Source organism: Citrobacter sp. TBCS-14 (genome assembly GCF_005280805.1).
GTDB lineage: Bacteria > Pseudomonadota > Gammaproteobacteria > Enterobacterales > Enterobacteriaceae > Citrobacter > Citrobacter gillenii.
Genome location: NZ_SZWM01000286.1, coordinates 1 through 348, shown reverse-complemented (window position 1 = coordinate 348; position 348 = coordinate 1). Strand labels below are relative to the sequence as shown.

Here is a 348-nt window from a genome sequence, read left to right as displayed (position 1 = left end):
GTATCCACAATGATGTTAAATGCGGCGGATGACTGACTGACGTTTCCTGCTGCATCCGTGGCGGTCACCGTGAGCGCATGGTTACCATTTCCAAGTCCGGCTGTTGGCGTGAAGTTCCAGGCTCCATTGGCGTCTACCGGAGCGGTACCGAGATAGGTGCCATTGTCATAAATTTTGATCGTGGAATTGGCTTCTGCCGTACCACTGAGCGTGGGTTGCGCATCATTTGTGACCTGGCCGTTGTTCAGATTGCCCGTCAGCGGGCCGACATCATCTGCGACCTGAGAAATGACGGGTATACCCGGCGATATGGTATCGACGATGAGCCCAAAGCCGTTCGACGCAAGG

Annotated in this window: 1 protein-coding gene; it reads right to left on the bottom strand. The window is 54.9% G+C overall.

Annotation, left to right across the window (positions count from 1 at the left end; genetic code table 11):
- A partial coding sequence (locus FDX22_RS12555) for an Ig-like domain-containing protein (protein WP_146717276.1) occupies positions 1-348 on the bottom strand: 348 nt, incomplete at both ends.